We start from the raw sequence: 4,891 nt of genomic DNA, 5'->3' as shown, positions 1-4,891 counted from the left end.
TCATGTGAGCTGCTATTCGTCCATGGAAAGTGAGTTGGCTAAGATTGCGAAGGAGGTTAAGGTGTCATACGACTTTTCCAATCGAAAAGATCTGGAATATATCTCATCCATTGCCCCCTATATATCTTATGCTTTCTTCTCTGCTGCAGAATTGTCTGAAGCAGAACTGAATGAATTTGTTGAAAGTCTCGCTCCGTTTGACTTTGACATTATCGGTTTAACAAGGGGAGGAGAGCCAGCAGTATTTGTTCATAAACAAAACATCTACAAACAAAGCTTACGAAAGATTGAAGTGGTCGATACAATGGGGGCTGGAGACAGTTTGATTGCCGGTTTCCTAACCGAATATGCTACTAGTAATGACATCGAAAAGGCAATTGAAAAAGGGACCATTTCTGCTGAAAGGACATGCCAGGAGTATGGCGGGTTCGGCTATCCGGCAAAGATGTAATTCGTTTAAATTCAAGCAAGGTTCATGTATAATTATTGTAAAATTGAGATATTGAGGCGTTGACAATGGAAAAAGACAATCTTAATCGAGATCAGCTTTACTTATATGAAGAAATCATGACTGGCCTTAAACAATATATTGATAACCATGGATTAAAAGAAGGAGATCGAATCCCCACTGAAAAAGAGCTGGGAGATTTGTTTAAGGCCAGCCGTATATCCATCAGACGTGCCATCAAAGAATTAGTGGAGGAAGGTACACTGAAAATTGTCAGAGGCAAAGGGACATTTGTAAGCGCTCAAAGAAAAGAAATTCACTTGCTGGATTTGCAAGGTTTTACAGAAGGGTTGACGACCGACAATGATACGATTAGGAAAGATATCATTTCAGTCCAGAGGGTGAATGGGAATGATGATTTAGACCGGATCTTTGGAAATCAATATGATGAATATATTGAACTGGTAAGAAAAGTGTACCGCAATGATCAGGCGCTAAGCCTTGACTTCGCCTATTTGCCTACTGACCTTTATCCGGGTATCGAAGAAAAAATCACACATGAAAGTTCGACCTTCTCCATTATTCATGATGATTATGGAGTAGAGTTCAAAAAGGTGAATAAGAACCTGGAGTTTGTTCATCCTGATGAAGAACTGCAAGAACATTTAAAGGTGAACAGCTTAAATCTGCTCATTCTGGTAGATAAAGTCATTTACGGTGAACACGATGCACCTGTCCATTATTCTAAATACTATTTAATTGCTGAACGGGTGAAATTAAGATTGGAACATATCATTGACCAAAATTAAATAAAGGGATGAAAGACATGTATAAAGCAGTTATTTTTGATTTTGACGGGCTGATCTTAGATACGGAAACCTTACATGTGGAAATCTATCAAGAAATGTTTAATGACCATAAGATTGAATTTCCTTATTCAGAATGGATTGAGAATATCGGTTCAAAAAGCAAATTCACTATCTATGATTTATTAGAAAGGGAACTTGTCTCCGTGAAGGTAGACCGTGAGCTATTGAAAGTCCATAACCAGCAAAAGTTTTCAGAACGGGTTAGCGCTCTCAAGGCACGGCCGGGGGTTATTGATTACCTGAATGCCGCAAAAGCCGCCGGGCTAAGGATTGGACTCGCATCAAGTTCCACCAGTGAGTGGGTGACGGATCATTTATCGAATCTTAATCTGATTGATTATTTTGAAACGATCAGAACGGCAGATCATGTTGAATTCGTAAAGCCGGACCCTGCTTTATATAAGTTAGCTGCGGAAGACTTGGGTGTTTCACCTTCAGAGTGCATTGCGTTTGAGGATTCTGCAAATGGAGCATTGGCTGCAGTTGAGGCGGGACTGACATGTATTATTGTTCCCAATCATACGACCCGGCATCTGGAGTTTCCAAAGGTGAAACAACGATTGAACTCCATGAGTGATGTATCATTCCACCAATTGCTGGAAGAAATGAATAGTCATATTGACAAGGAGACGATTTAAATCAATCATTCCCCGCAAACTTCTTATTCAATAGACTATATGCGGTCTACATGTAAATTGTCCTGCGTGTAGACGTGCATTATCTCCTAGTATGGAGCTCCCCTTTATTGAACTTCTTTTCAAGATGGAATTAGTAAGATACCCCAATTTTTAATGAGAATAGACGACATATCGGGTCAAAAAGCAATTGCATCAGGCAATTGCTTTTATTTTTCATGAAGATAGATGGGAAAAAACTGAATTCTTAGAGATGAGGGGGATCGTCTCCTGAATTAGGAAACATTTTTTGGAAGGACTTATGGTCATGATTCAGATCGTTTTCAGCGGCTGCGATTGAACCATAATGTCCATATTGTCCGGAAACAGCGGTTTCATAACCGGATAGTTTAAAAACAATCGAGTCCACCGTATGATGTACAATGAATAGATAGAAAAATTTTGGATGAGACTTAAACTGAATGGACTGTACATAAGAAAAGGTCAGGAGATGCAGGACATGATGCTGGAAGGAAGAAATCTATGAATAAAATTATGATAATAGAAGATGATCCGAAGATTGCTGAGCTTTTGAAATCTTCAATTTCTAAATATGGATATGATGTAATCAGGGTGAACGATTTTGATCGTGTAATGGATGAGTTTCACCAATTTGAACCGGATCTGGTTCTCCTTGATATCAACCTGCCCAGTTATGACGGCTATTATTGGTGCCGGCAAATAAGAAGAAAGTCCATTTGTCCGGTCATCTTTATTTCGGCCAGGGTAGGGGAGATGGATCAGGTGATGGCATTGGAAAATGGCGGCGATGATTTTATTACAAAGCCTTTCCATACAGAAATTGTCATGGCTAAAATACGGAGCCAGCTTCGCCGTGCCTATGGAGAATATGCTTCTCAAACAGAAGAGAGGATGTTGGAACGAGAAGGGTTGAAGTTTTTTCCGGAAAGGCTGGAGCTGATATATGAGACTAAATCGGTATCTTTGTCCAAGAAGGAAGCAGATATTGTCGAAAGCCTGATCGAGCGTTATCCTCGTGTAGCAGGAAGGGAAGATTTGCTCGAAAAGTTGTGGGATGACCATGCCTATGTAGATGAAAACACATTAAATGTTAATATAACCAGGGTTAGAAAGAAATTTCAGGAAGTAGGGATTAAAGATGCGGTTGAAACGGTCAGGGGTGCCGGCTACCGGCTGAATATCTCATGGGCGAAGGCGGGAGAAAAATGAAGATTTTTTTAAAAGAACATTCAGGACTGATCATGGTACAGGTGTTCCAATTCATTGTCGTCATATCGGTACTTTGGCTTGGCGGATACCGTGAATTCAGCACAGCCTTATACGCCTTTTTCCTGGGTTTCTTCTTTCTTGTTTGTTACCTCTGCTATCAATATTTCAGCCGCCTAACGTTTTACAGGAGACTCAGCATGCCGCTTGAATCACTTGATGATTCTTTTCAATCAACGGAACGGACGCCGCTGGCAGCAGCTCTTGGCACTCTCCTGAGAGCTCAGTATAAGCTCTATCAAAATCAAATAAACACTTTGGAACTTCAGCAAGAAGAGCATCTCAAGTTTATGGATCAGTGGGTCCATCAGATGAAAACCCCTCTTTCAGTAATCGAACTTACCGCTCAAGGTTTGGATGAACCAGATTCCTCCAATATTCGTGAAGAAACAGATCGAATGAAAACGGGTCTGAATACGATTCTTTATATGGCGCGTTTCCGTTCCATTGAGCAGGATATACATATTAAACCTGTAGAATTATCTCGAATTGTCCAAGAAGTAAACAAAGAAAATAAGCGATTCTTTATCAGGAATCAGGTTTACCCGAAGCTTGATATGGAGAAGAAGAAGATCATAGTCGAAACAGATGAAAAGTGGTTGTTTTTTATGATTTCACAACTTATTAACAACGCTGTGAAATATTCTTCCGGGAGAAGCAGCAATATTGATATCTCCATTTATGAAAAGGAAGGAGAGGTCGTTACAGAGGTAACGGATTATGGTGCAGGGATTCCGGAAACAGATAAAAGGCGTGTATTTGATCCCTTTTATACAGGAGAAAATGGAAGGAAATTCAGAGAATCCACAGGAATGGGCTTATATTTGACAAAGCAGGCAGCAGATTATCTCGGACACCGAATTGAGTTGGAATCTGAGGAGGGAAAATGGACGACATTCCGCTTGATTTTCTCCCCGGCTCAAAACCTTACAACCGTGTAAGGAAAGTGAAAGAAGAATCGATAGTTGATAAAGGTTCATCGCCGGTATACTGATTACAGATTATAAAACAAATATCAGAAGGGAGATCCTCGAATGCTGAATTTAAAAAAGGTTAGTAAAGTATATGAGGGCAAGGTCACATACCGTGCGATAACAGATATAAATCTGACAATTGATGAAGGAGAGTTTGTAGGAATAATGGGGCCGTCAGGAAGCGGGAAAACAACACTGTTAAATATGATTGCCACAATCGATGAGCCTACAACAGGTGAGATCCTGATCAATGGAAATAAGCCGCATCAGCTTAAGAAAGATGAGCTGGCTAAATTCCGGCGCCGTGAACTGGGATTCGTATTTCAAGAATTCAACCTGCTTCATACGTTAACGGTTGAAGAAAATATCATCCTTCCTTTGACATTGGACGGAGTAAACGTGAAAGAAATGAAGCAAAGAGCGGGCGAAGCAGCTGAAAAACTTGGCATTACTGAAATCATGAAAAAAAGGACCTACGAAATTTCGGGGGGACAAGCACAAAGAGCAGCTGTGGCCAGGGCAATGATCCATCATCCGAAGTTGCTGCTCGCTGATGAACCCACAGGTAACTTAGATTCCAAATCATCTAAAGATGTCATGGAAATGCTTGAGACGATTAATCAGAAAGACGACACCACCATGATGCTGGTAACCCATGATCCTCAAGCGGCCAGCTAC

Annotated in this window: 6 protein-coding genes; all 6 read left to right on the top strand. The window is 40.6% G+C overall.

Annotated elements, in window-relative coordinates; genetic code table 11:
• The coding region (locus HP456_RS19900; protein WP_246289283.1) for a PfkB family carbohydrate kinase at nucleotides 1-451 on the top strand (451 nt) is incomplete at its 5' end.
• Nucleotides 452-516: 65 nt separating this feature from the next.
• Nucleotides 517-1,257 (top strand): GntR family transcriptional regulator, encoded by a 741-nt coding sequence (locus HP456_RS19895; protein ID WP_172254336.1) that lies wholly within the window; start codon nucleotides 517-519, stop codon nucleotides 1,255-1,257.
• Between the two features lie 17 nt (nucleotides 1,258-1,274).
• On the top strand, nucleotides 1,275-1,955 hold the full coding sequence (locus HP456_RS19890) for an HAD family hydrolase (RefSeq protein ID WP_172254334.1): 681 nt from the start codon (nucleotides 1,275-1,277) through the stop codon (nucleotides 1,953-1,955).
• A gap of 519 nt (nucleotides 1,956-2,474) precedes the next feature.
• Nucleotides 2,475-3,182: a response regulator transcription factor gene (locus HP456_RS19885; RefSeq protein WP_172254332.1), complete on the top strand. Its 708-nt coding sequence runs from the start codon at nucleotides 2,475-2,477 to the stop codon at nucleotides 3,180-3,182.
• Complete coding sequence (locus HP456_RS19880) at nucleotides 3,179-4,180, top strand: sensor histidine kinase (RefSeq protein WP_172254330.1); 1,002 nt, start codon at nucleotides 3,179-3,181, stop codon at nucleotides 4,178-4,180. The genes HP456_RS19885 and HP456_RS19880 overlap by 4 nt, the downstream gene beginning before the upstream one ends.
• A gap of 93 nt (nucleotides 4,181-4,273) precedes the next feature.
• Nucleotides 4,274-4,891 (top strand): ABC transporter ATP-binding protein (locus HP456_RS19875; protein ID WP_172254328.1); only part of this gene is annotated, 618 nt, incomplete at its 3' end.

The organism is Bacillus haikouensis, assembly GCF_013179555.1.
Taxonomy (GTDB): Bacteria; Bacillota; Bacilli; order Bacillales; family Bacillaceae_B; genus Rossellomorea; species Rossellomorea haikouensis_A.
Note: the sequence above shows the minus strand (reverse complement) of the source record. Positions and strands in the feature narration are given on the sequence as shown.

Bases quoted from the DNA above. Each gene is read 5' to 3' on its own strand.
- HP456_RS19895 (WP_172254336.1), top strand. From the start codon at position 517: ATGGAAAAAGACAATCTTAATCGAGATCAGCTTTACTTATATGAAGAA.
- HP456_RS19890 (WP_172254334.1), top strand. From the start codon at position 1,275: ATGTATAAAGCAGTTATTTTTGATTTTGACGGGCTGATCTTAGATACG.
- HP456_RS19885 (WP_172254332.1), top strand. From the start codon at position 2,475: ATGAATAAAATTATGATAATAGAAGATGATCCGAAGATTGCTGAGCTT.
- HP456_RS19880 (WP_172254330.1), top strand. From the start codon at position 3,179: ATGAAGATTTTTTTAAAAGAACATTCAGGACTGATCATGGTACAGGTG.